This window comes from Alcanivorax sp. NBRC 102024, assembly GCF_001602235.1.
GTDB lineage: Bacteria > Pseudomonadota > Gammaproteobacteria > Pseudomonadales > Alcanivoracaceae > Alcanivorax.
On sequence record NZ_BDAS01000001.1, the window covers coordinates 77591 to 98909 of the forward strand.

A 21319-nucleotide genomic window follows, 5' to 3' on the forward strand; every position below is an offset into this window, starting at 1 on the left:
CTCAACTCACCTGGCAATCCCATGCTCGACTTCATCAAACAGGATAAAGACCCGGAAACCGGCAAGGTCATGCGCAAGGTACGCAGCTTTGTGTTGCGCGAAGGCCGCCTTACCGCCGGACAGCGCAACGCCCTGGACAATCTCTGGCCACAGTTTGGCCTGGAACGGGCGGACGGCATGCTGGACCCGCAGACCGTATTTGGCCGCGATGTGCCCCGGGTGCTGGAAATCGGGTATGGCATGGGACACTCCCTGGCGGATATGGCCCAGGCCGATCCGGACAAGGACTTTATCGGTATTGAAGTGCATCGCCCGGGCGTGGGCGCCCTGTTGATGGAAATCCAGCAGCGCGGACTGAGCAACCTGCGCAGCTACTGCGATGACGCGGTGGAGATTCTCGAGCTGTGCATCCCGGATAACAGCCTGGCCCGGGTGCAACTCTATTTCCCCGATCCCTGGCACAAGAAAAAGCACCACAAGCGCCGCATCGTCCAGCCCGCCTGGGTAGCCCTGGTGCATCGCAAGCTGCAACCCGGCGGCGTGCTGCACATGGCCACAGACTGGGAAAACTATTCCGAGCATATGATGGAAGTGATGAACGACGCCGACGGTTTCACTAACCTGGCCGGCGCCGGGCAGTTCTCACCACGGCCGAGCTGGCGCCCGGAAACCAAATTTGAGCGGCGCGGGGAAAAACTGGGGCACGGGGTCTGGGATCTGTTGTTTGAGAAGGGCTGAGCTGCAAGCGACAAGCCTCAAGCTACAAGGCGCGGGCCAGGCCATTCCGAACGGAAACGCTCTTCTGCCCGCAATCCCAACGGATTTTCCGCGCGGAGCAGTATGTTGCCGGGTTGGCAGCGGACCGAATCTCGCGTTGCAGCTTGTAACTTGAAGCTTGCCTTCCTCAAACCTCTTTCAGCAATCTCGCACTGACGACCCCTGTCGCTCCCATCATCCCCAGCACCAGCAAGGCCCAGTCATTACCCAACATCGCCACCCCGGCACTGATGCCACCCACTGCCAGCAGCAGAAAGCCGATAACGGTATTACTGACGGCGGTGTAGTCCGTTCGCTTGTTACCACCGGCCATATCGACCATGTAGGTCTTGCGGCCGATGCGCACGCCGGCATGGGCGATGGCGAGCACAAAGAAGGCCAGGGGATAGAGCCAGTGAAGCCAGTCAGTCTGCGGCCCCCAGGCGGCAAGCCCACCGGCCAGCAGACAGACCAGCGCCGCCAGCCCGCCACCGCGCACCATCACATTACGGCTGGAGGTATCGGCCATATACCCCCAGACGGTGGCGCTGACGGCACTGGCCAGGCTGGATGCCAGCACAAAGCTGCCCAGCAGGAGTGGCAGCGAGGCCTGGGCCTGGGCCACCAGCACCAGAAACGGCGAGGCCAGCGACGACGCCATCAGCAGGGCCCGGGTGATCACGAAACGCCGGAAAGGGGCATCGTTTTTCAGCAGGCCGAGACTGGCAACGGCTTCCTTGAAGGCGTTATTTCCCCCTTCGCTGGCCCCGGGAAATTCGTCCACGGTGAAGAACACCCCGGCAGCGATCAGCCAGGCCACCCCTGCGGCTGTCAGCAGTGCACTGTAAAAGGCCATGGTGGGATCGGAATCCCCCCGGAAAATCACCAGCGACAGGGCAAAGGTAATGGCCCCTGACAGGGTCGCAGACAACCCGGCAAGGCGACCGCGGCGGGATTTGGGAATACATTTGCCCTGCACATCTTTCATCGCCACCGAGCAGAAGCCCCGGCTGATGCTGAACAGGATCAGCAAGCCCACAATGGTCAGGCCCGCCTGCATGCCCTCCAGCATCCACACCGCGGCAGCCATCCCCAACACTGCCAGCCCCTGCAGTGCCGCTCCCAGAGCCCAGAATCCCTTGCGTACCGGATAGCGGCGCACCATGGCGCCAATCATCAACTGGGGAATCAGCGAGCCCGACTCCCGGATGGGAACCAGTAATGCCGCCAGGGACGAGGGAGCCCCCACCGCCGTGATCAACCAGGCCAGCACGGTTTTCGGGTTGATCAGCAGATCACCGATCTTGGTCAGGGTATTGGCGCTGATGATGCGAAAGAAATTCCCCGGCACCTCCCGGCAGGCGGCATCACTGATGTCCTTGCAGGTTCGCGCATCCTCCTCGTTGGCCACCTGGGCATAAAGGCGCTCGAGAAGATCCTGTTTTGCCATGCTTCACCCCATCTTGATCACTTTTTGACCCGGCCCTCACTGTGGCAGGCTTAGCGTGAACCCAACATATAACGACGGAGGGTAAGACGTATGTATCGGGTTTACTATCTCGTCCCCAACCTGCAACAGGTTCGCAACGCGATCTCCCGCCTGGACACCGCCGGCATCGGTGGTGAACGCATCCACGTGATGGCCCGGGATGCGGGCGAGCTGGATCGTCACGGCATCAATGCCACCACCCCCTGGGAAGATACCGACATCATGAGCAACGGCTACAGTGGTGCCACTCGCGGCCTGCTGATCGGTCTCATCGCCGGCTATGCCATTGCCTTTATCGACCCCTGGGGCGTGGACGCCCATCTGGGCGTATGGCTACTCACCGCCCTGTTCTTCACCTGCTTCGGCGCCTGGGCCGGAGGACTACGTGGCATCTCCCATGCCAACCACCATCTGTCCCCCTACCTGCAATCCGTGAAGAACGGCAACTATCTGATTCTCATCGATGTGGACCGCAAGCATGAACGCAATCGCGTCCACCAGGCTCTGGACCATCACATCGAAATCCGCAATCAGAGCGAAGAGGAGCATTTCTCCCCCCTGGCCTGAATCACAGGCAAATTACACGCCCTGCCGCCCGGTAGTCGATTGCACGGCTACCGGGCGGGCTTTAGACTTTGCGGCATCCTTAGCAAGCGAGTCATCATGCCGCAACCGATCCCCCAAGATGCTCCATGGTCTGCCGAAGACTCCGTCGGTCTGGTCGAGCCCAGAACGCTGTCGTTTGATACGGCTCTCGAACTGGAGTGCGGTCGCACTCTTTCGTCCTATGAGCTGGTCTACGAGACCTACGGTACCCTCAACGACGACGCCTCCAATGCGGTGCTGATCTGTCATGCCCTGTCCGGCCATCACCATGCCGCCGGATACCACAGCGAGGATGACAAGCGCCCCGGCTGGTGGGATACCTGCATCGGCCCGGGCAAGGTCATCGATACCAACCGCTTTTTCGTGGTGAGCCTGAACAATCTGGGTGGCTGTCACGGCTCCACCGGGCCGGCTTCCATCAACCCGGACACCGGCCAGCCCTGGGGCCCGGATTTTCCCATGATGACGGTAAAGGACTGGGTCAACAGCCAGGCCAGGCTGGCGGATGTGCTGGGCATCTCCCGCTGGGCCGCGGTGATCGGCGGCAGCATGGGCGGCATGCAGGCGCTGCAGTGGTCCATCGACTATCCGGATCGGCTCAGCCATGCGGTAGTCATTGCGGCGGCCCCGAAACTGTCCGCCCAGAACATTGCCTTCAACGAAGTGGCGCGCCAGTCGATTCTCACTGACCCCAACTTCCATGGCGGTCGCTATTACCTGCACGATACCTATCCCCGGCAGGGGCTGATCCTGGCGCGTATGGTGGGTCATATCACCTACCTGAGCGACGACGCCATGCGCATGAAATTCGGCCGCGACCTGCGTGCCGGTCGCTTTCATTTCGGCTTCGACGTGGAGTTCCAGGTGGAATCCTATCTGCGCCACCAGGGGGAAGTGTTCTCGCGCAACTTCGACGCCAACACCTACCTGCTGATGACCAAGGCGCTGGATTATTTCGACCCGGCCCGGGAATTCGATAATTCCCTGGAAACCGCCCTGGCAAAACCGGAGTGCAAGTTTCTGGTCATGTCGTTCACGTCCGATTGGCGTTTTGCGCCGGAGCGCAGCCGGGAAATCGTCAACGGCCTGGTCCATGCCGGCCGCGATGTGAGCTATGCGGAAATCGACACCCCCAAGGGGCATGACGCTTTCCTGCTGGACATCCCTGAATACACCAAGCTGTTCGGCGCCTACATGCACAGGGTCGCCAACGAGGTGGAAAATGGCGTAAACCCTGTGGAGGCAGGCAACCATGCGTGATGACCTGCAACTGATCAGCGACTGGATCCCCGCGGACGCCAGCCTGCTGGACCTGGGCTGCGGCGACGGCACCCTGCTGGCCCATCTGAAACAGCACAAACAGATCCGTGGTTATGGTCTGGAGATCAACCAGGACAACTTGGCGGCCTGCTTCGAAAAAGGCGTCAACGTGCTGGAGCAGGATCTGGACGAAGGGCTGGGCAATTTCCAGAATCACCGCTTCGATTACGTGGTAATGACCCAGGCTCTGCAGGCAGTACTGCGCCCGGATCAGATCCTCAACGAAATGCTGCGCGTGGGTCGCGAGGCGATCATTACCTTCCCCAACTTCGGTCACTGGCGGGTCCGCGCCTACCTGGGCCTGAAGGGGCGCATGCCAGTGTCTTCCGCACTGCCCTACGAGTGGTACAACACCCCCAATATCCACCTGTGCACCGTGCAGGATTTCGAAACCCATTGCCGAAAAAGCAACATCCGCATCCTGGAACGCCAGGTGATCAACCGCCACCATCGCAGCGGTTTACTGGCACGGCTCTGGCCCAATCTGTTCGGGGAAATTGCGATTTATCGGGTTACGGTATAGATCGATGCTTCCAACCCACCCGGAGGAGCGTCGCTGGCGGCGCGAACCCAGTTACGAGTAACGAGAAGCGAAAACCTTCAATCTTTAGCGGCTTCCGGGTTTTGACTTTCGAAACTCGCTTCTCGCAACTCGTTACTCCACGCTCCTACGCATTAACAGATACTGGAATTGACCATGGAAAAAATCGTTCTCGCCTCCGGCAACGCCAAAAAACTCGCCGAAATGCAGCGCCTGCTTGAGCCACTGGATATCCAGGTGGTGGCCCAGAGTGAATTTTCCGTGCCGGAAGCGGAGGAAACCGGCACCACCTTTGTGGAAAACGCCATCATCAAGGCCCGCAATGCCAGCAAATACACCGGCCTGCCCGCTATCGCCGATGACTCGGGGATTGAAGTGGAAGCGCTCAATGGTGCCCCCGGGGTGTATTCAGCCCGGTTTTCCGGGGTTGGCGCCACCGACGCCAAGAACAATGCCCTGCTGGTGGAAATGCTGGCGGATGCGCCGGACGTCTCCCGTGACGCCCGTTATGTGGCGGTGATCGTGCTGATGCGCCACGAGGACGATGCCACGCCATTGATCTGTCAGGGCATCTGGAATGGGGAAATTGTCCTGGAACCGGCGGGCGACCAGGGGTTTGGTTACGACCCTCACTTTTTTGTAAGGGAAAAGAACTGCACCGCCGCCCAGTTACCGCCGGAAGAGAAAAACGCACTCAGCCATCGGGGCAAGGCCATGGCCCAATTGATCCAGGCCCTGCAGTAAGCGTCGATAGCCCCCTTCACCCGTATATCGCGCTTGACTGCTAGCATGGTTTTCACTTGTTGCAGGGATGCCACTATGACAAAACAGCAGCCTGTCGCTGCCAGCATTCTGGCTCTGGCTACCTCGCTGGCCCAGGGCAGCGGCCTGGAAGGCACCTTCCATTCACAATGGCAAAGCCGCTATGTCACCGAAGGCCGGGACAACCTGGACAGCAATCCTCTGGTGACCGCCGGGGTTGATCTGACCCACCGGGACGTTACCGCCGGGGTCTGGCAAGGCTGGGCCAACGGCAGTGATTACCGGGAAAACAATCTCTTTGTTGAATACGCGCCATACGTGGAGCGCTGGAGCCCCTATCCCAACGTCACCTACCTGCAGTTCCATCCACAGGGGCCGGACGACGTGGAAACCGGTGCCGGGTTTTCTGCACCGATCCAGCCCTGGTTATCCCTGTCAGTGGATGGCACCTGGAGCAAACAGGCGTCCGGAGCTTTCTACGCCCTGACCGTGCACAGTCAACGCGAACTGGCCCCGGGATGGACAGGCAAGCTGTATCTCACCCAGACCTATGATGATGGCTATGCCAGTGAAGACTATAACGGCCCCAACCACCGGGAAGCGGGGGTACAACTGCGCTGGAAGGTACTGCCGGCTCTGGACCTGCACGCGGGCTGGCAACATAGCTGGGCCGGAGAAGACGTGCGCCGGGACGGTGGCGACGACCTGAGCTGGGGCCAGGCCGGCCTGACAAGCTACTTCTGAATACGGGCCAGCCAGCGATCCAGGGCATTGGCAAAACGCCCCTTGTCCTGGTTGGAGTAGCTGCTGGGCCCACCGGTCTGCATACCGGCTGAACGCATCTCCTCCATGAAATCGCGCATGTTGAGACGCTCGCGCACGGTATCCTTGTCCAGCCAGTGCCCGTGGGGCGTCACTGCCTCCGCCCCCTTGGCCACGACTTCCGCCGCCAGCGGAATATCCTGGGTGACCACCAGATCCCCCGGCTGACAACGGCGAACAATCTCGTTATCCGCCACATCAAATCCCTGCCCCACCTGAATGGCGCGGATCAACGGAGAGCGAGGCACCGCCACCGGCTGATTGGCCACCAGGGTGCAGGGAATCTGCACCCGCTGCGCCGCCCGAAACAACACCTCTTTCACCGGCCGCGGACAGGCGTCCGCATCTACCCAGATATGCATAAATCAGTGAACAGTTAATAGTGAATAGTTAACAGCGAAGGTCAAAAGACACACACCTCCACCCCGGCAGTTTGCTACCATACCCGAACCCAGTGAATTTTAGCTGTTCACTGTTCACTTTTAACTGTTCACTGTCCTCATGCCCCTCAAGAACCCGCCGCTCTCCCTCTACATCCACACGCCCTGGTGTGTACGCAAGTGCCCTTACTGCGACTTCAATTCCCATGAGCGGGGCGAATTGCCGGAGGCGGCTTATCTGCGGGCATTGTTGGCGGACCTGGACCAGGACCTGCCGCTGATCGGGGATCGGACAGTGGAAACCGTCTTTATTGGCGGTGGCACGCCAAGCCTGCTGTCCGGCGATTTTTATCGGCAGCTGTTTCAGGGTATACGGCAACGGCTGGTGTTGAGTGAACAGGCTGAAATCACCCTGGAGGCCAACCCCGGCACCGTGGAAGCCGGCCGATTCGCCGGCTTTCGCGAAGCCGGCATCAACCGGCTGTCGATCGGGGTGCAAAGTTTCAATAACACCCATCTACAGGCCCTGGGGCGGATCCATGACGCCAGTGCCGCAATCCAGGCCGCCCACCAGGCCAGGGAGGCCGGCTTCACCACCTTCAACCTGGATATCATGCATGCACTACCCGGCCAGACCCGGGCACAGGCGCTGGACGATCTTCAACAGGCCATGGCGCTGCAACCGACTCACCTGAGCTGGTATGAGCTGACCATCGAGCCCAACACGGTCTTCTTCCGTTCTCCACCGGATCAGCCAAGTCCGGACCATATGGCCGATACCGAACAGGAAGGCTTTGCGCTGCTCGCCAGCCAGGGCTACCAACGCTATGAAGTCTCCGCCTTTGCCAGGGACGGTCACGCCTGCCGCCATAATCTGAATTACTGGCAGTTCGGCGACTATCTGGGCATCGGGGCCGGCGCCCACGGCAAGATCACCGACACCCACCACGGCACCATTCACCGCTATCAGAAAACCCGCAAGCCGGAAGATTACCTGGCTGATCCGCAGCAGGCCCGTCGCCAGTATCACCCCGTGGCCAGGGAAGACCGGCTATTCGAAGCCCTGATGAACGGGCTGCGACTAGTGGAAGGAGTCCGGTTACAGACTGTAGAGGACAACACGGGGCTTCCTGCGGCACAATGGACTCATTATCTGGGGGAACTCCGGCAACAGGGCTTGCTGGAGATCACCGATCAGCGAGTGCATTGCACCGAAAAGGGCATGCACCACCTGAACGGGGTATTGGCAAGGCTGGCCGAGGCGCTGTCGTAAAGCGCTTGAACCACCCTGCAATGCTATTCAACATTGTTTCCATGCATCACGATAGATACCGACTATGATGAAGACACGGAGCGGGCGCGAACAGGCGCTGGCAGAACGCGAACAACTGTTTATCGAAGCCACTCGCCAGCAACTGTGCAATGAAGGCCTGCTCGGCATTCAAATGGCGGCCATTGCCCGCAGCTGCAATTTTGCCACCGGCACCCTTTATCATCATTTCGCCTCAAAAGAAGATCTGCTGATCGCCGTCTGCACGGAACTGACCACCACCCGCCGGGATTACTTCCAGCGCGTCGCCGACTCCGACCTGAGCACCCGTGACAAGATGCTGGCCTTTGCCGTGGCCTATGCCCTGTTTGCCCAGCATTACCCGGAACACTTCCGGCTGGAACAATATGTCATGACCGAAGTGGTCTGGCAGGCAGCGTCCGCCAGTCGCCGGGAACAGCTACTGGAAGCAACCCAACCCATCGGCCGCATGGTGGAACAGGTGGTCAAGGACGCGATCAAGGACGGTGAACTGGAAGCCCATGGCCTGGCGCCACTGGCTTTCAGCATCGGCCAGTGGTCCATGAGCATGGGCATGCACACGCTGATCCATGCGGAAGGCATTCTGGATATGTATGACCTGAAAGATCCCTACCGGATGCTGCTGCGCAATATCCAGCTGCAGCTCAATGCCATGCAGTGGCAACCGCTGGCAGATGACCCCTTTGATGATGGTGCGCTCGACCAAAAAGTCGACGACCTCTGTGGCACGCTTTTCAGCGATCTTTGCAGCGACAAAAATCACTGCCTATCTTTGGGCTAACCGACTGCTCTCTGCCACTTAATGAATGCATAAAAAAACCCGCGAAAGCGGGTTTTTTATGCAGGATGCTCACAAGGAGATGCCGCAGGCTAGAATTTCCACACTGCCGAAACGGAAGGCCCGTCAATACTGATATCGTATTCGTCATCACGATATTGCGTATATTCCGCGTTGATGCCGATGCGGTCTGTCAGATCCATATCCACACCGGCGGCATAGGAAACATCATTCCAGTTATCGCGCCCGGAGATAACGTTGCTGTCCAGACGCTCCCGGCCACCCGCCACGCCCAAGGCGGCATAAGGCGTCAGTGAAGTCGTGTTATCCCATTTCACGCGCAGGTATGCGCCGTAAAAATAGTCCTGCTTGTACTCCACGTCCGCGCCACGAAAAGTCTCTTCATGCTTGACGACGGTCGTACCCAGTCTCAACTCGGCACCAAAATAGAGAGAAATGTCCGCACCCAGACGGGCGACAAGATTACCCGTATCGAATTCACCATCGGTAAAGGAACGATCACTGTGATCCAGTTGCGCATAACCCAGAGCAATATACCCTTCGGCATTGGCGTTCGCAGATACCACGCCGATACCGCACAACACCAGTGAGGCACAAAGTTTTCTCATATTAACTCCTTTTAATCAGCCTACCGGCTTACTTGTTCTCTTGAGCTTCTTTGGTTTTTTTCTCAGCCATAAGCTGATCGTGCTGGGCCGGTGTGCAACCGAGGCAACGCAGAAAAGTACTTCGGGCTGGCGCTTTCACCAGCTTCTCTGCGGCTTCATCCTCATTCCCCCCCAACAGGCTGACTGGCAACGTCACAGTGTAGAGCACAAAGCCCACCGCCGTAGATGCCGCCATTATCGGGCGCGCAATCAGGGCATCCCCGATCATGGCCACCTCGCCTGGGCGATTATCCACGTCCCCCATGGATCGGGCATGGGTAGCAAGCGGCGTCATTGCACCCAGCACCAGGGTGGAGGCGAGAACAGATGCCACTACCGGGCGCTTTGCTCGCTTCATGGTGAATCCCTCTTGTATTTTTATAGTTAAAGTATCGCTGACATTGTTTCAGCTAAGTCGTTAATATTCCGACAATTGCATCACAATCTACACCTTTGTTCGTAGCCCAGCAATAGGCTGGATGGTCAATTCATGACCAACGGCCGGACCCGGGCCATGCGCTTTTCCCTAGCGCTGACATTGCGGACAGTAGCTGGTGCTCCGCTGACCGTGACGATCGGCCTTGAGCAGGGTCCCGCACTGCAAGCAAGGCTGACCCGCCCGACCATAGACATGGAGGGACTGGGCAAAATAGCCGGGCTGACCATCGGCGCGGGTAAAGTCTTTCAGGGTGGTGCCACCGGCCTCAATGGCCCGAGCCAGGACAGCCTTGATGGCATCCGCCAGACGCTGATAACGCTCACGTGAAATACGCCCTGCTGGCCGAGACGGGTGAATGCCGGCGAGAAACAGGCTTTCCTGCGCGTAAATATTGCCCACCCCGACCACCGTGGCGTTGTCCATAATGAAGCTTTTCACCGCCACTTTTCGCCCCCGGGAGCGACGGAACAGCCAGTCACCATGGAAATCCTCACCCAGCGGCTCCGGCCCCAGGGCCGCCAACAATGCATGGGGCTCAGCGCCCGGCTGATACAACACACTGCCAAAACGACGGGGGTCGTTGAAACGCAGCACCTTGCCGCTGTCCAGCAGCAGATCCACATGGTCATGCTTGCGCAATGGCAATTCCGCGTCCACCACTCGCAAGGTGCCGGACATGCCCAGATGGATCATCAACTGTCCGGCCTCCAGCTCAATCAGCAGGTACTTGGCGCGACGACGCAAGGCGATCACCGGACAATCCTTCAGCTCATAGAGCGCCTCACTGACAGGCCAGCGCAACCGGGATTCACGAACCGTAACGGCGCTCAGGATGCGGCCTTCCAGGTGGGGGCGAATGCCTCTGAGGGTGGTTTCCACTTCGGGTAGTTCGGGCATGAAGAAAGCAGTGAATAGTTAATAGTTAACAGTGAATAGTTAAAATTCACCCGCTTCGGGTATGGTAGCACCACCGGGGCCAACAGATGCGCCCTGTTTGTCGCTGTTAACTTTTCACTGTTCACTATTAACTGCTATGTCCGTTTCCTACTGGCTCGGTGTCGACACCGGCGGCACCTTTACCGACTTTGTGCTGCTCGGCGACGGCGAGCCGCGTATCCACAAGGTGCTGTCCACCCCCTCGGCTCCCGAGCAGGCCATCCTGCAAGGTATCGCCGAGCTTGGACTCAAGGACGCCATGGCCGCGGGCCAGCTGGCCATCGTTCACGGCACCACCGTGGCCACCAATGCGGCACTGGAAGGCAAAGGCGCACGCACAGTACTGATCACCAATCAGGGACTGGAAGACATTCTGCGCATCGGCCGTCAGAACCGAGCCGAGCTCTATAACCTGACACCGACGCCACCGCCCTCGATGCTGGACACAGTGAATGTTGAAGGCTGCCCTGCCCGGCTCGACGCCCGGGGCAAGGAAGTCATACCGCTCAGTGACGCGGACCTGACGCAACTGGTAGAGAAGGTGCTCGCTCATCAGCCCCAATCCGTGGCTCTGTGCCTGCTGTTCTCCTATCTCAACCCCGCCCACGAGCAACGCATCCGCCAGGCCCTGGAGGCAGCCGGACTGCCGGTCAGTGCTTCCCACGCCATTCTGCCGACTCGGGGAGAATACGAGCGCGGCATGGCTACCTGGCTGAACGCCTGGCTGGCCCCCAAGGTGGCAGATTATCTGCAGCGACTTCAGCAGGCCACAGACCCCGCGCCTCTGGCCATCATGCAATCCCATGGCGGCACCATTGCCTCCGACCAGGCCGCCGGGCTGGCGGTCAATCTGCTGCTGTCCGGCCCTGCCGGCGGTCTCGCCGCCGCCAGGCGCCTGGGGGAGCAACTCCGGCAGCCCCGATTGATGACGTTCGACATGGGCGGCACGTCCACCGACGTGGCCCTCCTGGACGGCGACCTGCGTCTTACCCAGCAGGGCCATATTGGCCCCTATCCAGTGGCGGTCCCCATGGTGGACATGCATACCATTGGCGCCGGTGGCGGTTCACTGGCCTATGTGGATGATGCCGGCCTGCTGCATGTGGGACCCCACTCCGCCGGTGCCGATCCGGGCCCCGCCTGCTATGGCCGAGGCGGCAATCAAGTCACGGTCACTGACGCCAATGTGGTGCTCGGCAGGCTGCAGCCGGACTTCGCTCTGGGTGGCTCTCTGACACTGGATACCGCTGCCGCCCGCCATGCCATGAAAACACTGGCGTCACAGCTAGGCCTGGGTGTGGAAGAGACCGCCGAAGGGGTGCTGGCACTGGCCAATGAGCACATGACCCAGGCACTCCGGGTGATTTCCATCCAGAAAGGTTTTGACCCGGCAAATTTTGCCCTGCTCAGTTTTGGCGGCGCTGGCGGCCTGCATGTCTGCGCCCTGGCAGACAATCTGGGCATGCGCAGCGCACTTGTTCCCCGCCGCGCCGGCGTCCTTTCCGCTGAAGGACTGGTGTACGCCCCTCGCAAGCGCGAACAGCTCCAGGCGTTGCCAGACGGCGCCGACGATACCGCCTTGAGGGAACGCATTGCCACCCTGCAACGCCAGGGCAGTGCGGAATTGATCCGCGAGGGCGTTGGTGCCGAGCAGATCCAGCATCACGTTTTTGTGGATATGTGCTATCAGGGCCAATCGTCGGTGTTACAGGTTCCCTGGCAGCCCACTGTCGCAGCACGGGAAGCGCTGTTTCACGACGCCCACGAGGTGCGCTTCGGTCACCGTCTGGCATTGCCGGTGCAGCAGGTGAATATTCGGGTACAAAGCCAGGCCACACACACACCGCCCGCCCAGCCACCACTGCCTGCCCGCACTGGCGAGGCAATCCGGCATACCCGGCTACCCGGCGTGGATCAGCAAGTGGCGATTTATCACCGCGACACTTTGGGCCCCGGCCAGACCATACAGGGGCCGGCGCTGATCGCTGAAGCCGTAGGAACAACCTGGCTGGCTCCGCAATGGCAGGCATCCGTGGATGCACAAGGGCACCTCTTGCTGACCCGCCCGGGGACCTGAAGAGGCCAGGCGGATTCGGCACCCGACCCGGCTTCAGCCCTGTCGTTGTTACCGTTCATCCGCCCCTGGCCAACCCTTGGCCCGAAAGTCCGAATTTGACCTATTCGGCGTCTTCTGCCTGTCACCCGGACTGGGCACAATAGGATCTCCGTTTTTACCTTGTGCGATTTTCATGCTGAATTATCTGAGCAACGGCCTGCTGGCCCCCAGCCTGGGTGCCCTGATCCTGATCACCCTGGTCATGACCCACATCACCATTGTTGGCGTCACCGTTTACCTGCACCGCTATTCCGCCCACCGTGCGCTGGACCTGCATCCAGTGCTGAAGCACTTTTTCCGTTTCTGGCTGTGGCTGACCACCGGCCAGAACACCCTTGAGTGGACCGCCATCCACCGCAAACATCACGCCAAATGCGAAACCGAAGACGACCCGCACAGCCCGCAGGTCAAAGGCATCCAGAAAGTGCTGCGCGAAGGTGCCGAACTGTATCGTGAGGAAGCCGAAAATCAGGAAACCCTGAACAAATACGGGGCGGGTTGTCCGAACGACTGGATTGAGCGCAACGTGTATTCCCGCTTTCCCATGGGCGGCGTCACACTGATGGCCGTCATCGATCTGCTACTGTTCGGTGCCGCCGGCATCACCGTATGGGCCATCCAGATGATGTGGATCCCCGTTTTCGCCGCCGGGGTTATCAACGGCATCGGCCATTACTGGGGTTACCGCAACTTCGAATGCCCGGATGCATCTCGCAATATTTCTCCCTGGGGCATTCTCATCGGTGGCGAAGAACTGCATAACAACCATCACACCTACCCCAACTCTGCCAAACTGTCAGTGCGCCGTTTCGAGTTTGATATGGGCTGGGCCTGGATACGCCTGTTTGAAATGGTGGGCCTGGCCAAGGTGAAAAAAGTCGCCCCCAAACCCGCTTTCGAGAAAAGCGCCAGCAAAGTGGACCTGGATGCCCTGCGCGGCATCATGCAGCACCGTTTCCAGGTGATGGCCAACTACCGCAGGACGGTTATCGTGCCGGTCTTCAAGCAGGAGCAAGCCCGCGCCTGCGACGCCACCCGCGACCTGTATGCCCGCGCCCACGCCCTGTTCCACCGCGACATCAGCCTGATCAAGCCGGGCCAGAAAAAACGTTTGCAGACCCTGACGGAAAGCAATGAAACCCTGGATGCCATCTACCAGTTCCGCCTGCGCCTGCAGGACATCTGGTCCCAGACCAGCCGCAACTCTTCAGAAATGGTGGAAGCCCTGGAGCAGTGGTATCACGATGCCCGCGAATCCGGCATTGCTGCCCTGCAGGAGTTTGCCGATCAGCTGACCCGCTATCGGCCGGCCGCGGTATCGCACTGATACTTCCTTCCATTCCCGGGAACCACAAAAAAGGCCGCACAATGCGGCCTTTTTTGTGGTTCCCGGTAAAGCATGCAAGACTCAATATCCTGCGGGCAAAGTCACAACCGAAACGATGTATCGCGAATACACACGAGCCTGAACATCATGGGGTCTCGTCATTTGTGGCTTTGCCGGGAAAGCAGATCACTGCTCCGGCTCTTCCACCGCAATATTCTCGATCAGCTGGATTCCATCCTGGTTTGCCGCGCTCACATTGACGCTGATGCCACCCAGGCCCACACCCAGCGTTCGCAGCAATGGATTTATCAACCCTTCAGCCAGACTGGATATGACATCACTCAACAACTCAAGCACAGGATCCAGAATAGGGTCTAGTAGCGGCGTCAAATTGATCAAGCCGAAGCTACTTCGAAGCAGCGACGCTTCATGAACCGTTATTTCCAGATCCAGGCCGGACAAACCATCGCCCAAATCGTTGTACTGGGACTGATCGCATCCCTCAATCGGGTCACAATACAAATCATAACGCGGATCCAGAAATACTGTTTCTTCAATGCCCGGAACCTCTCCGTCCACTTCCGCGTTAAGGTAAAGAATGCCTTCTATGGGAGGCAGCAGCCCGGACAGCAGCGACAACCTACCAACATTCGCTTCCAACCGCTCTGGCTGCAATTCTCCCGCCGCCGTCAGCCGCCCGGTTACAATACGCGCGATTTCACGCTCAAGGTTGACGCCAAACTCTACCGAGTTGGAGGTTCCCCGAGCACAATCAGCGGAAATCAGCTGACCCTCACCGCCCCCCGCATTCACCGCCAACGGAACGGTTAAATCCGCCAGAGAAAGGGAGAGGAGAGGGCCCAAGTTGATCGGCAACAACTCCACCTGTGCGGATAGCTGCAACGTCACGTCCGGCGCATAAAAACGGGTCACCCATTCGCCATCCTCATCCTGACGAGCCGGACCAACAGCCACCGTGGGTGGCTCGCCCACATTCAAGCCCAGGTCTACCGTATTGATATTGGCAATAAGCGGGACGGACAGGTTGTTAATATTGAGTGGCAACGACAACAACCCACCGGCTCCAGCCTGCTGCTGCTCAGCCAGATTAAGCACCAGGCTGATGACCAGATCATAGACCGGGAACTCACTGGACGACGGGACGGAAGCATTTTCTACCACACTGATAATGTCGCCCACTTTGATGGTCTCTATTCCCTGTGCAGTCACAATACTATCCAGCAGATCCGCAACTGGCGCGGTAGCTGTGCCCACATCACGAATCGCCGCCGCCAGTTCAGACGCATCAAGACCCAGAAGGTCGACCAGATCATTGACGCCAGTGGCGGTCAGCAAATCGCCCAACTGCACAGTGGCATTTTCTAGACTGTTGAGGTCGGTCGGGTCCAAACTAAAACCCGGCTGATTTAGCACAACACCCAGCAGACTGCCCAGCAAGGTGGCATCACCGCCCAAACCGACAGTGCCGCCGGCCGCGCTGACCGTGGCCACCACCTCCTTGCGAACCGCCGCATTCACGGAGAGAGAAATGCCACCAAATACAGACTTTGGCAACAACATGGAAATCGGCTCGGTGCGGGTGTAACTCACCAGTACCGCATTACTGCGCTCAATGAGATTCACCGGCTCGAAAGCCACCACACCGCTACTGCTGGCATCCGCAATCACGCCAAGCTGAACGTTCAGGTCCTGATCAGACCCCTCAAACCCCTGGGCAACCGCCGCAGCCAATGCGCGTTGCTGGACAAGCGCGGTACTGGGCGCTTGTCCACCGCATGCCTGAGCCGCACCGGCTGCAGCCTGGGCGGCCACATTTACCTGCGCCTGCATGTCGCTGCGCAAGCTGTACAGGCGTGCGCCATCCAGCGCCATCACCGTGAGGGCAATGACGATCAACAGCAACAGCGGGGTGATGACTGACAGGGCCCCGCGCTGCCGGAGACGGTTAATTATCGTCTCGGGTCTGTTCACCAAAACTGTCCGGAATCGCGGTACGGAAGGAATTTGCCAGACGGCGCTGGGTGTCCACATAAAGCGGAGCAGACAGCTCACTCTGGCCTGCCGGTCGGGAATCGCGCTGCTGGTTCAGCAACCAGTCAGTGACCGTTTCAGACTCATTGGTGACAACCTGTCCGGAAACACCAAAGCTGTAGGCTTGCTGAGGCTCCGCCGCCACCAAGGTTCCCGGCAACAACAGAATCAAGGCCAGTTTCTTCATTTTCGGGTCCTCCCGAACTGTTCACTGAGTTTCTCGGCATAGGCAATTTCCTCATCCGAGAACCCGTAGTTGGACTGTAACGCTTTCAGCCCCTCACGATCATCCGTCATCAGATAGGCTACCGCCAGATTCTGACGAACCGGGCCCTTGCCGTTCGCCAGTTCCAATGCGGTTCTCAGCTCGAAAGCCGCATCTTCGTAGCGCCCTACCAGCATCAGCGCATAACCGTAATCATTTCGCACCTGGGAGGTTGCCGGTGCCAGGCTGCGCGCCCGCTCCAGATGGGACAGCGCCGCCATGATTTCATGACGCTTGAGCAACACCATGCCCAGGCCATGACGGCTGCGGCCATCATCACAGCGATTGGCCAATGCTCTGTAGACCTGCTCCGCAGAATCCAGCTTGCCGGAGGCGGCCAGCAACTGGCCATAACGCAACCAGTGATCAATGGCGCCCATGGGTTTGCTTTCCAGCTGCGCCAACGCCGCATAATTTCGTCCTTTGGCCATCAAGGTATCGACCATCTCCAGATCCACACGCTGCTCTGGCTGCAGTGCTTCCTTGCAGGCAATTGACGACACATCCACTGTTCCCGGGGCCGACTCCGGCGCTGACTGGTGTGCGCATCCCGCCAGCAGTACCAGTGCTCCCCAAACCATGCCACGCATGTTGTTACTCCCTTTGTTATCGTGCCAATGCATCCGCGATGGAAATCACCGCCGGGCCGCCAATCAAGATAAACAGGGCCGGCAGCATGAATGCCATCATCACCACCGTCATCTTGGCACCAATCCGGTTGGTTTCCTCTCGAATGCGGTTACGTTCCACGTTCTGGGCTTCTTCAATAATCTGGTCCAGGCTGGCGGATACGCCCGCCCCCAGTTGACTGCTTTGCTTCATCAACACCACATAGCTGCGCAGTACCGGGATACGCTTGTTCTCACCCAGTTCATCCAGTGCCTGGGTTCGCTCCGCGCCGGATTTCATGAGCCGGTTAAAACGGTCTATCCGCATGATAAGAATGGGCAAAAGGGGACGCCCCTGGCGACCGATAATGCGCATTACACGCTCAAGGGACAGCCCGGCCTCCATCAGCATTCGCGTCATGTGGCAAAGCTCTACCGCTTCCAGGTTCTGTCTCAGCTCTGCCTGGGCCCCCATACCGCGGATCACCCGCCGCGGCACAATAAAGCCCGCCGCCGATGCCAACAGCCCGCCGAGCAGACCGAACACCAGAAAACCTACCAATGCCACCAGTACCGGCAATAGCCAGCAGGACAACAGATAAATAACCTGGGACTGCTCACGACTTTTTCCCATGCCCGCAAGAGCCTGCCGGATTTCCTGATAATCCCCCGACGCAATCGATGACTCCGTCAGGGCACTGGAGAGTGTCCATAACCAGAACCCCCGATCCTCATCCTCACGGTGATTGCCACTATCCTGCAAACGCTGGTTAACCCGGGCCCGCAATGCCCAGTCCCGGGTCTTGTAGACCAGCCACAAGGAGAGGCCCGACAGCAGGATGGCGAGGATCAGCAGCACATTATTCACGGCCCACCCCCTGGATCATCCGCCAGATGACCAACACACCGAACCCTTGCAAGATGCCAGCGATCATCAGCATGGTATGCCCGGTGTCCGTGTTCAGCAGGACCTCGGCATATTTTTCGTTGATCAGCATCATGTAGGCAGCCATGCCCAACGGCAGCAAGGTAAAGGCGCCGGCGGTAAACCGGGTCTCCGCCGTAGACGCCAGGAACTCCCGGCGCAGCTCCTGCTGGGAGCGTAACGAGGTGGCCACCTGCTCCAGAACCGGACGGATCGACGAACCAAACCGGGCGGACGTGCGCAGTGCAATGGACACCAGCACCAGGGAAGACACCTGGTAAAGCCGGGAAAAGTCATCAAACAAACCGGTGTAATCGCGCCCGGCCTCAATCGCACTGCGCAGCCTGAACGTCAGCGGCGCAAATACCGGCGGCGCATCCTGGAAGGACTCCATTAACGAGGCCTCCAGGGAACGGCCGGCGCTCATATAGCGCAATGTGGATTCCATGATTCCCGGCAGGGATTCAAAAATCATCCGGCGCTGCTGCTGGAAACGGAACCGCCAGTACATCCAAAGACTCGCGGCTATCAGCGCCAGCACCACACCAGCCGCAATGAAACCCGAAGAAGCCAGCACCATCACCACGATCAGGAAAATAACGATACCAAGCAGTGATAGCTGCACTCTGGACAGGCGGATATCCGCCCGCAATAACAGCCGTTCCAGCGGACCCGCCACCACTCGCACCTGACCGGGTTCACCACCGATTTCCATACGCTGCTGCAAACGTTGCCGCACGCGCTCAGTCAGCAAGCTGCGCTGCCGATAGCGGAACCAGACGAGCTGCATGAGCACAGTAACCACGGCAATAATGCCGAGCAGCTGCGCCATTCCCAGCAGCTCTACCGCACTCATGCCTGACTCCTGTACAGGTAGTCCATGTGGTAGAGGTCATCTTCCGTTGGCGTCAGCGCCACTACCTCGCTGACCCGGCGGCGGCCATCCGGCAGTCTTTCCAGCTGAATGATGATATCCAGGGCAGAACCAATCAGGCGGCCAATGGCGGTCTCGCTGGCCTCATAGCCGCTCACCGCCAGCAAGGTCTCGATGCGCACCAGCGCATCACGAGTACTGTTGGCATGGATCGTACTCATGGAGCCGTCGTGGCCGGTATTCATTGCCTGCAGTAATTCGATGATCTCGTTGGAACGCACCTCACCAAGAATGATCCGGTCGGGACGCATCCGCAGGGCATTGATAACCAGCTCCCGGGCACTGATTCGCCCCTTGCCTTCCGTATTGGCCGGGCGGGTCTCCAGGCGAACCACGTGAGGATGGTTAAGCACCAGTTCGGCGGAATCCTCAATGGTGAGGATGCGCTCCTGACGAGGAATGTACTGACTGATCATGTTCAGCATGGTGGTTTTACCGGTACCGGTACCACCACTGATGATGATATTGCGCCGCGACTCCACCGCCTTGACCATGATATCCAGGCACGCATCGGTGAGAGAGCCGCTGTCTATCAGCTGCTGGGCGCTTAGATGGTTACCGGTAAATTTACGGATACTGATACTGGGGCCGTCCAGCGCCAGCGGCGGAATGATGGCATTGACCCGGGAACCATCCGGCAAGCGGGCATCCACCATGGGGCTGGACTCATCCAGTCGACGCCCAAGGGGCGCCAGCATACGACGAATGACACGTACCACATGGTCATCATTGATAAAACGCACCGATGCTTTTTGCAGCACCCCTGCGACTTCGATAAAGACGCTGTCCGGGCCATTCACCAGGATGTCGTTGATGCGCGGATCAGCCAGCAAAGGCTCGAGCGGGCCATAACCGGTCACTTCGTCCAGGGTATCGCGGACCAGCTGATTGAGATCCTGGGTTGAGAGAGGCACCCGGTTCAGGGCGATATGCTGCCCCACCGCCGTACGGATAAAATCCGCAAGCTGATCACGGCTGGCATTGCCAACCTCGATGCCTTCCTCATCCAGCCGCTCAACCACCCAGCGATGGGTGCGATCCTTGAGCTGCTGGTATTCTGCGTCGATCCGTCCCGCCACAAGCGCTCCTGCTATCCGTTGCTACGCAGTCGTTGCCACCAGCTCCCACCAGCGCTCACATCCTGCTGTGATTCCAGCTTGTTAACCATGGTCTGCAGGCCGCGGCTATAGCGGCAACGGGGAGATTGCTCCTGAATCGGCAAGCCACTGTTCATGGCCATCAGGCGGTGACGCCAGTCCATGGGCAGCCCACCTAGCAGGTTTACCCCTGCGGTCTCTGCCAGTTCATCCAGTCCCGGGGGGACCTTGCCTTCCATCCCATCCACAACCAGGTGAACCTGGCTGTCGCGGCCCAGGTGGGAACGCCACTCATTGCCCAGGGTCCGCACCGCATGGGCCTGGTCCACCAGTGGCTGCATGGTGATCAGCAAATGACTAGCGTGAATGCCAAGGGCACGCACCCAATGGCGGCTCTCCAGGGTGCCCACATTGATCACGATACGATCAAACATCTGCATCAGATGATTGAGGGCAATAAACAGATCCGCGCTTCGATCCCCTTCAAGCTCACGGCTATCAATCCCGCCGGCCAGCAGTCGCAACCCCGGCCGATACTCTTCCAGTGCCGTACCGATCAGGGTTTCGTCCAGGGTCTCCGGGCTGGCCAGCAAATTTTCCAACGTGTATTCGTTGTGCACATCCAGATAGAAAATACCGCGCTCGGCGGGCTGGGTATCAATGGCCAGACACCGTTCGTTGGGAAACAGGCGGTTCAGCCCCAGGGCAACATTCTGTGCCAGAAAGCGGGTGTCTACCGTCAGGCTGGCTGACGCGACCAGGGTCAGGTTGTTGGTTGCGGAGCGAACCTGGTCATCATAGTGACCCACCCTCAACAACTGATGCCGGCGCAGGCGGTCACGGACATCTCCCGCCTCGCTCCCGGCCACAAAGCAATCCCGCGCTCCCGCACGCATGGATTGCAGCAGCAATTCCTGGTTGGCACGGGCGCAGACGGTGATAACGGTGACCCAGGGGCGAGCACTGGTCAGGGCCGTGATGATGGCCAGTGATTGATCCATATCCGCTTCGGAAATCTCCACCATCACCACATGGGCAGTGGTGGCCTCCAGCAAGCGCAGCACCCTGGTCAGATCGCTTCGGCTGACCTGCTCAAGGCGGAACGGCTCATCCACCACCCGCTCCAGCCAGGCCTCGATTCCATCATCGTCAACAACAGAAAGAACAATGTCATGTTCACTCATAG

Annotated in this window: 22 protein-coding genes; 10 read left to right on the forward strand and 12 right to left on the reverse strand. The window is 59.2% G+C overall.

The genetic code is table 11. The features are described 5' to 3' along the window. The first annotated feature begins 21 nt into the window (after positions 1-21). A complete protein-coding gene (gene trmB, locus A0251_RS00395; protein WP_062814878.1) occupies positions 22-738 on the forward strand; it encodes a tRNA (guanosine(46)-N7)-methyltransferase TrmB in 717 nt (238 codons plus the stop codon). A 166-nt stretch (positions 739-904) separates the two neighbouring features. Here the strand turns inward: trmB and A0251_RS00400 are convergent, their stop codons facing one another. Beyond that, positions 905-2206: an MFS transporter gene (locus A0251_RS00400; protein WP_062814879.1), complete on the reverse strand. Its 1302-nt coding sequence runs from the start codon at positions 2204-2206 to the stop codon at positions 905-907. Between the two features lie 90 nt (positions 2207-2296). On the opposite strand from A0251_RS00400, the gene A0251_RS00405 reads away from it, so the two are divergent. The 5 genes from A0251_RS00405 (at position 2297) to A0251_RS00425 (ending at position 6218) form a co-directional block, all read left to right on the forward strand. Continuing rightward, positions 2297-2812, forward strand: a complete 516-nt coding sequence (locus A0251_RS00405) for a hypothetical protein (protein ID WP_062814880.1) — start codon at positions 2297-2299, stop codon at positions 2810-2812. 96 nt (positions 2813-2908) lie between these two features. Next, a complete protein-coding gene (locus A0251_RS00410) occupies positions 2909-4111 on the forward strand; it encodes a homoserine O-acetyltransferase (protein ID WP_062814881.1) in 1203 nt (400 codons plus the stop codon). Next, on the forward strand, positions 4104-4694 hold the full coding sequence (gene metW / locus A0251_RS00415) for a methionine biosynthesis protein MetW (RefSeq protein ID WP_062814882.1): 591 nt from the start codon (positions 4104-4106) through the stop codon (positions 4692-4694). Before A0251_RS00410 ends, metW begins: the two co-directional genes overlap by 8 nt. Positions 4695-4868: 174 nt before the next feature. Continuing rightward, entirely contained in the window at positions 4869-5456 is a 588-nt protein-coding gene (rdgB, locus tag A0251_RS00420) for an RdgB/HAM1 family non-canonical purine NTP pyrophosphatase (protein ID WP_062814883.1), read from the forward strand. A 75-nt stretch (positions 5457-5531) separates the two neighbouring features. After that, the gene (locus A0251_RS00425) at positions 5532-6218 is read left to right on the forward strand and encodes a hypothetical protein (RefSeq protein ID WP_062814884.1); all 687 of its coding nucleotides are present in this window, start codon (positions 5532-5534) and stop codon (positions 6216-6218) included. On the opposite strand, the gene A0251_RS00430 is transcribed toward A0251_RS00425, so the two are convergent. Beyond that, positions 6209-6658: a YaiI/YqxD family protein gene (locus A0251_RS00430; protein ID WP_062814885.1), complete on the reverse strand. Its 450-nt coding sequence runs from the start codon at positions 6656-6658 to the stop codon at positions 6209-6211. The two genes, A0251_RS00425 and A0251_RS00430, sit on opposite strands and share 10 nt — an antisense overlap. 139 nt (positions 6659-6797) lie before the next feature. On the opposite strand from A0251_RS00430, the gene hemW reads away from it, so the two are divergent. Both hemW and A0251_RS00440 read left to right on the forward strand, forming a co-directional pair. Beyond that, positions 6798-7949, forward strand: a complete 1152-nt coding sequence (gene hemW, locus A0251_RS00435; RefSeq protein ID WP_062814886.1) for a radical SAM family heme chaperone HemW — start codon at positions 6798-6800, stop codon at positions 7947-7949. A 64-nt stretch (positions 7950-8013) separates the two neighbouring features. Continuing rightward, positions 8014-8769 carry a TetR/AcrR family transcriptional regulator gene (locus A0251_RS00440; protein WP_231874130.1) on the forward strand — a complete coding sequence of 252 codons (756 nt, stop codon included), beginning with the start codon at positions 8014-8016 and terminating at the stop codon, positions 8767-8769. Between the two features lie 89 nt (positions 8770-8858). Here the strand turns inward: A0251_RS00440 and A0251_RS00445 are convergent, their stop codons facing one another. From A0251_RS00445 to mutM, 3 genes are all read right to left on the reverse strand, one after another. Beyond that, positions 8859-9395 (reverse strand): porin family protein, encoded by a 537-nt coding sequence (locus A0251_RS00445; RefSeq protein ID WP_062814887.1) that lies wholly within the window; start codon positions 9393-9395, stop codon positions 8859-8861. Positions 9396-9423: 28 nt separating this feature from the next. Then, positions 9424-9792, reverse strand: a complete 369-nt coding sequence (locus tag A0251_RS00450; RefSeq protein WP_062814888.1) for a hypothetical protein — start codon at positions 9790-9792, stop codon at positions 9424-9426. Between the two features lie 168 nt (positions 9793-9960). Further along, on the reverse strand, positions 9961-10770 hold the full coding sequence (gene mutM, locus A0251_RS00455; protein WP_062814889.1) for a bifunctional DNA-formamidopyrimidine glycosylase/DNA-(apurinic or apyrimidinic site) lyase: 810 nt from the start codon (positions 10768-10770) through the stop codon (positions 9961-9963). Positions 10771-10906: 136 nt separating this feature from the next. Here mutM and A0251_RS00460 point away from each other — a divergent pair, with 136 nt between their 5' ends. Then, positions 10907-12886, forward strand: coding sequence for a hydantoinase/oxoprolinase family protein (locus tag A0251_RS00460; RefSeq protein WP_062814890.1), 1980 nt, complete (start codon positions 10907-10909; stop codon positions 12884-12886). A gap of 172 nt (positions 12887-13058) precedes the next feature. Continuing rightward, the gene (locus A0251_RS00465; RefSeq protein ID WP_062814891.1) at positions 13059-14252 is read left to right on the forward strand and encodes an acyl-CoA desaturase; all 1194 of its coding nucleotides are present in this window, start codon (positions 13059-13061) and stop codon (positions 14250-14252) included. Between the two features lie 186 nt (positions 14253-14438). Here the strand turns inward: A0251_RS00465 and A0251_RS00470 are convergent, their stop codons facing one another. From A0251_RS00470 to A0251_RS00500, 7 genes are all read right to left on the reverse strand, one after another. Further along, positions 14439-16148 (reverse strand): hypothetical protein, encoded by a 1710-nt coding sequence (locus A0251_RS00470; protein ID WP_156478203.1) that lies wholly within the window; start codon positions 16146-16148, stop codon positions 14439-14441. A 70-nt stretch (positions 16149-16218) separates the two neighbouring features. Then, a complete protein-coding gene (locus A0251_RS00475) occupies positions 16219-16491 on the reverse strand; it encodes a hypothetical protein (protein WP_062814893.1) in 273 nt (90 codons plus the stop codon). Continuing rightward, positions 16488-17159, reverse strand: a complete 672-nt coding sequence (locus tag A0251_RS00480; protein WP_062814894.1) for a tetratricopeptide repeat protein — start codon at positions 17157-17159, stop codon at positions 16488-16490. The genes A0251_RS00475 and A0251_RS00480 overlap by 4 nt, the downstream gene beginning before the upstream one ends. A gap of 16 nt (positions 17160-17175) precedes the next feature. Then, a complete protein-coding gene (locus tag A0251_RS00485) occupies positions 17176-18045 on the reverse strand; it encodes a type II secretion system F family protein (RefSeq protein ID WP_062814895.1) in 870 nt (289 codons plus the stop codon). Then, entirely contained in the window at positions 18038-18958 is a 921-nt protein-coding gene (locus A0251_RS00490; RefSeq protein ID WP_062814896.1) for a type II secretion system F family protein, read from the reverse strand. Before A0251_RS00490 ends, A0251_RS00485 begins: the two co-directional genes overlap by 8 nt. Further along, positions 18955-20115, reverse strand: coding sequence for a CpaF family protein (locus A0251_RS00495; RefSeq protein ID WP_062814897.1), 1161 nt, complete (start codon positions 20113-20115; stop codon positions 18955-18957). The genes A0251_RS00490 and A0251_RS00495 overlap by 4 nt, the downstream gene beginning before the upstream one ends. Positions 20116-20126: 11 nt before the next feature. Further along, a complete protein-coding gene (locus A0251_RS00500) occupies positions 20127-21317 on the reverse strand; it encodes a hypothetical protein (RefSeq protein ID WP_062814898.1) in 1191 nt (396 codons plus the stop codon). Between the last annotated feature and the right edge of the window lie 2 nt (positions 21318-21319).

What these genes read in the sequence shown, in the direction of transcription:
- metW (WP_062814882.1), top strand. Translation starts at nt 4,104, where the DNA reads ATGCGTGATGACCTGCAACTGATCAGCGACTGGATCCCCGCGGACGCC.
- A0251_RS00430 (WP_062814885.1), bottom strand. Translation starts at nt 6,658, where the DNA reads ATGCATATCTGGGTAGATGCGGACGCCTGTCCGCGGCCGGTGAAAGAG.
- A0251_RS00440 (WP_231874130.1), top strand. Translation starts at nt 8,014, where the DNA reads ATGATGAAGACACGGAGCGGGCGCGAACAGGCGCTGGCAGAACGCGAA.
- A0251_RS00450 (WP_062814888.1), bottom strand. Translation starts at nt 9,792, where the DNA reads ATGAAGCGAGCAAAGCGCCCGGTAGTGGCATCTGTTCTCGCCTCCACC.
- mutM (WP_062814889.1), bottom strand. Translation starts at nt 10,770, where the DNA reads ATGCCCGAACTACCCGAAGTGGAAACCACCCTCAGAGGCATTCGCCCC.
- A0251_RS00410 (WP_062814881.1), top strand. Translation starts at nt 2,909, where the DNA reads ATGCCGCAACCGATCCCCCAAGATGCTCCATGGTCTGCCGAAGACTCC.
- A0251_RS00460 (WP_062814890.1), top strand. Translation starts at nt 10,907, where the DNA reads ATGTCCGTTTCCTACTGGCTCGGTGTCGACACCGGCGGCACCTTTACC.
- A0251_RS00400 (WP_062814879.1), bottom strand. Translation starts at nt 2,206, where the DNA reads ATGGCAAAACAGGATCTTCTCGAGCGCCTTTATGCCCAGGTGGCCAAC.
- A0251_RS00445 (WP_062814887.1), bottom strand. Translation starts at nt 9,395, where the DNA reads ATGAGAAAACTTTGTGCCTCACTGGTGTTGTGCGGTATCGGCGTGGTA.
- trmB (WP_062814878.1), top strand. Translation starts at nt 22, where the DNA reads ATGCTCGACTTCATCAAACAGGATAAAGACCCGGAAACCGGCAAGGTC.
- A0251_RS00480 (WP_062814894.1), bottom strand. Translation starts at nt 17,159, where the DNA reads ATGCGTGGCATGGTTTGGGGAGCACTGGTACTGCTGGCGGGATGCGCA.
- A0251_RS00405 (WP_062814880.1), top strand. Translation starts at nt 2,297, where the DNA reads ATGTATCGGGTTTACTATCTCGTCCCCAACCTGCAACAGGTTCGCAAC.
- hemW (WP_062814886.1), top strand. Translation starts at nt 6,798, where the DNA reads ATGCCCCTCAAGAACCCGCCGCTCTCCCTCTACATCCACACGCCCTGG.
- A0251_RS00475 (WP_062814893.1), bottom strand. Translation starts at nt 16,491, where the DNA reads ATGAAGAAACTGGCCTTGATTCTGTTGTTGCCGGGAACCTTGGTGGCG.
- A0251_RS00465 (WP_062814891.1), top strand. Translation starts at nt 13,059, where the DNA reads ATGCTGAATTATCTGAGCAACGGCCTGCTGGCCCCCAGCCTGGGTGCC.
- A0251_RS00490 (WP_062814896.1), bottom strand. Translation starts at nt 18,958, where the DNA reads ATGAGTGCGGTAGAGCTGCTGGGAATGGCGCAGCTGCTCGGCATTATT.
- rdgB (WP_062814883.1), top strand. Translation starts at nt 4,869, where the DNA reads ATGGAAAAAATCGTTCTCGCCTCCGGCAACGCCAAAAAACTCGCCGAA.
- A0251_RS00500 (WP_062814898.1), bottom strand. Translation starts at nt 21,317, where the DNA reads ATGAGTGAACATGACATTGTTCTTTCTGTTGTTGACGATGATGGAATC.
- A0251_RS00425 (WP_062814884.1), top strand. Translation starts at nt 5,532, where the DNA reads ATGACAAAACAGCAGCCTGTCGCTGCCAGCATTCTGGCTCTGGCTACC.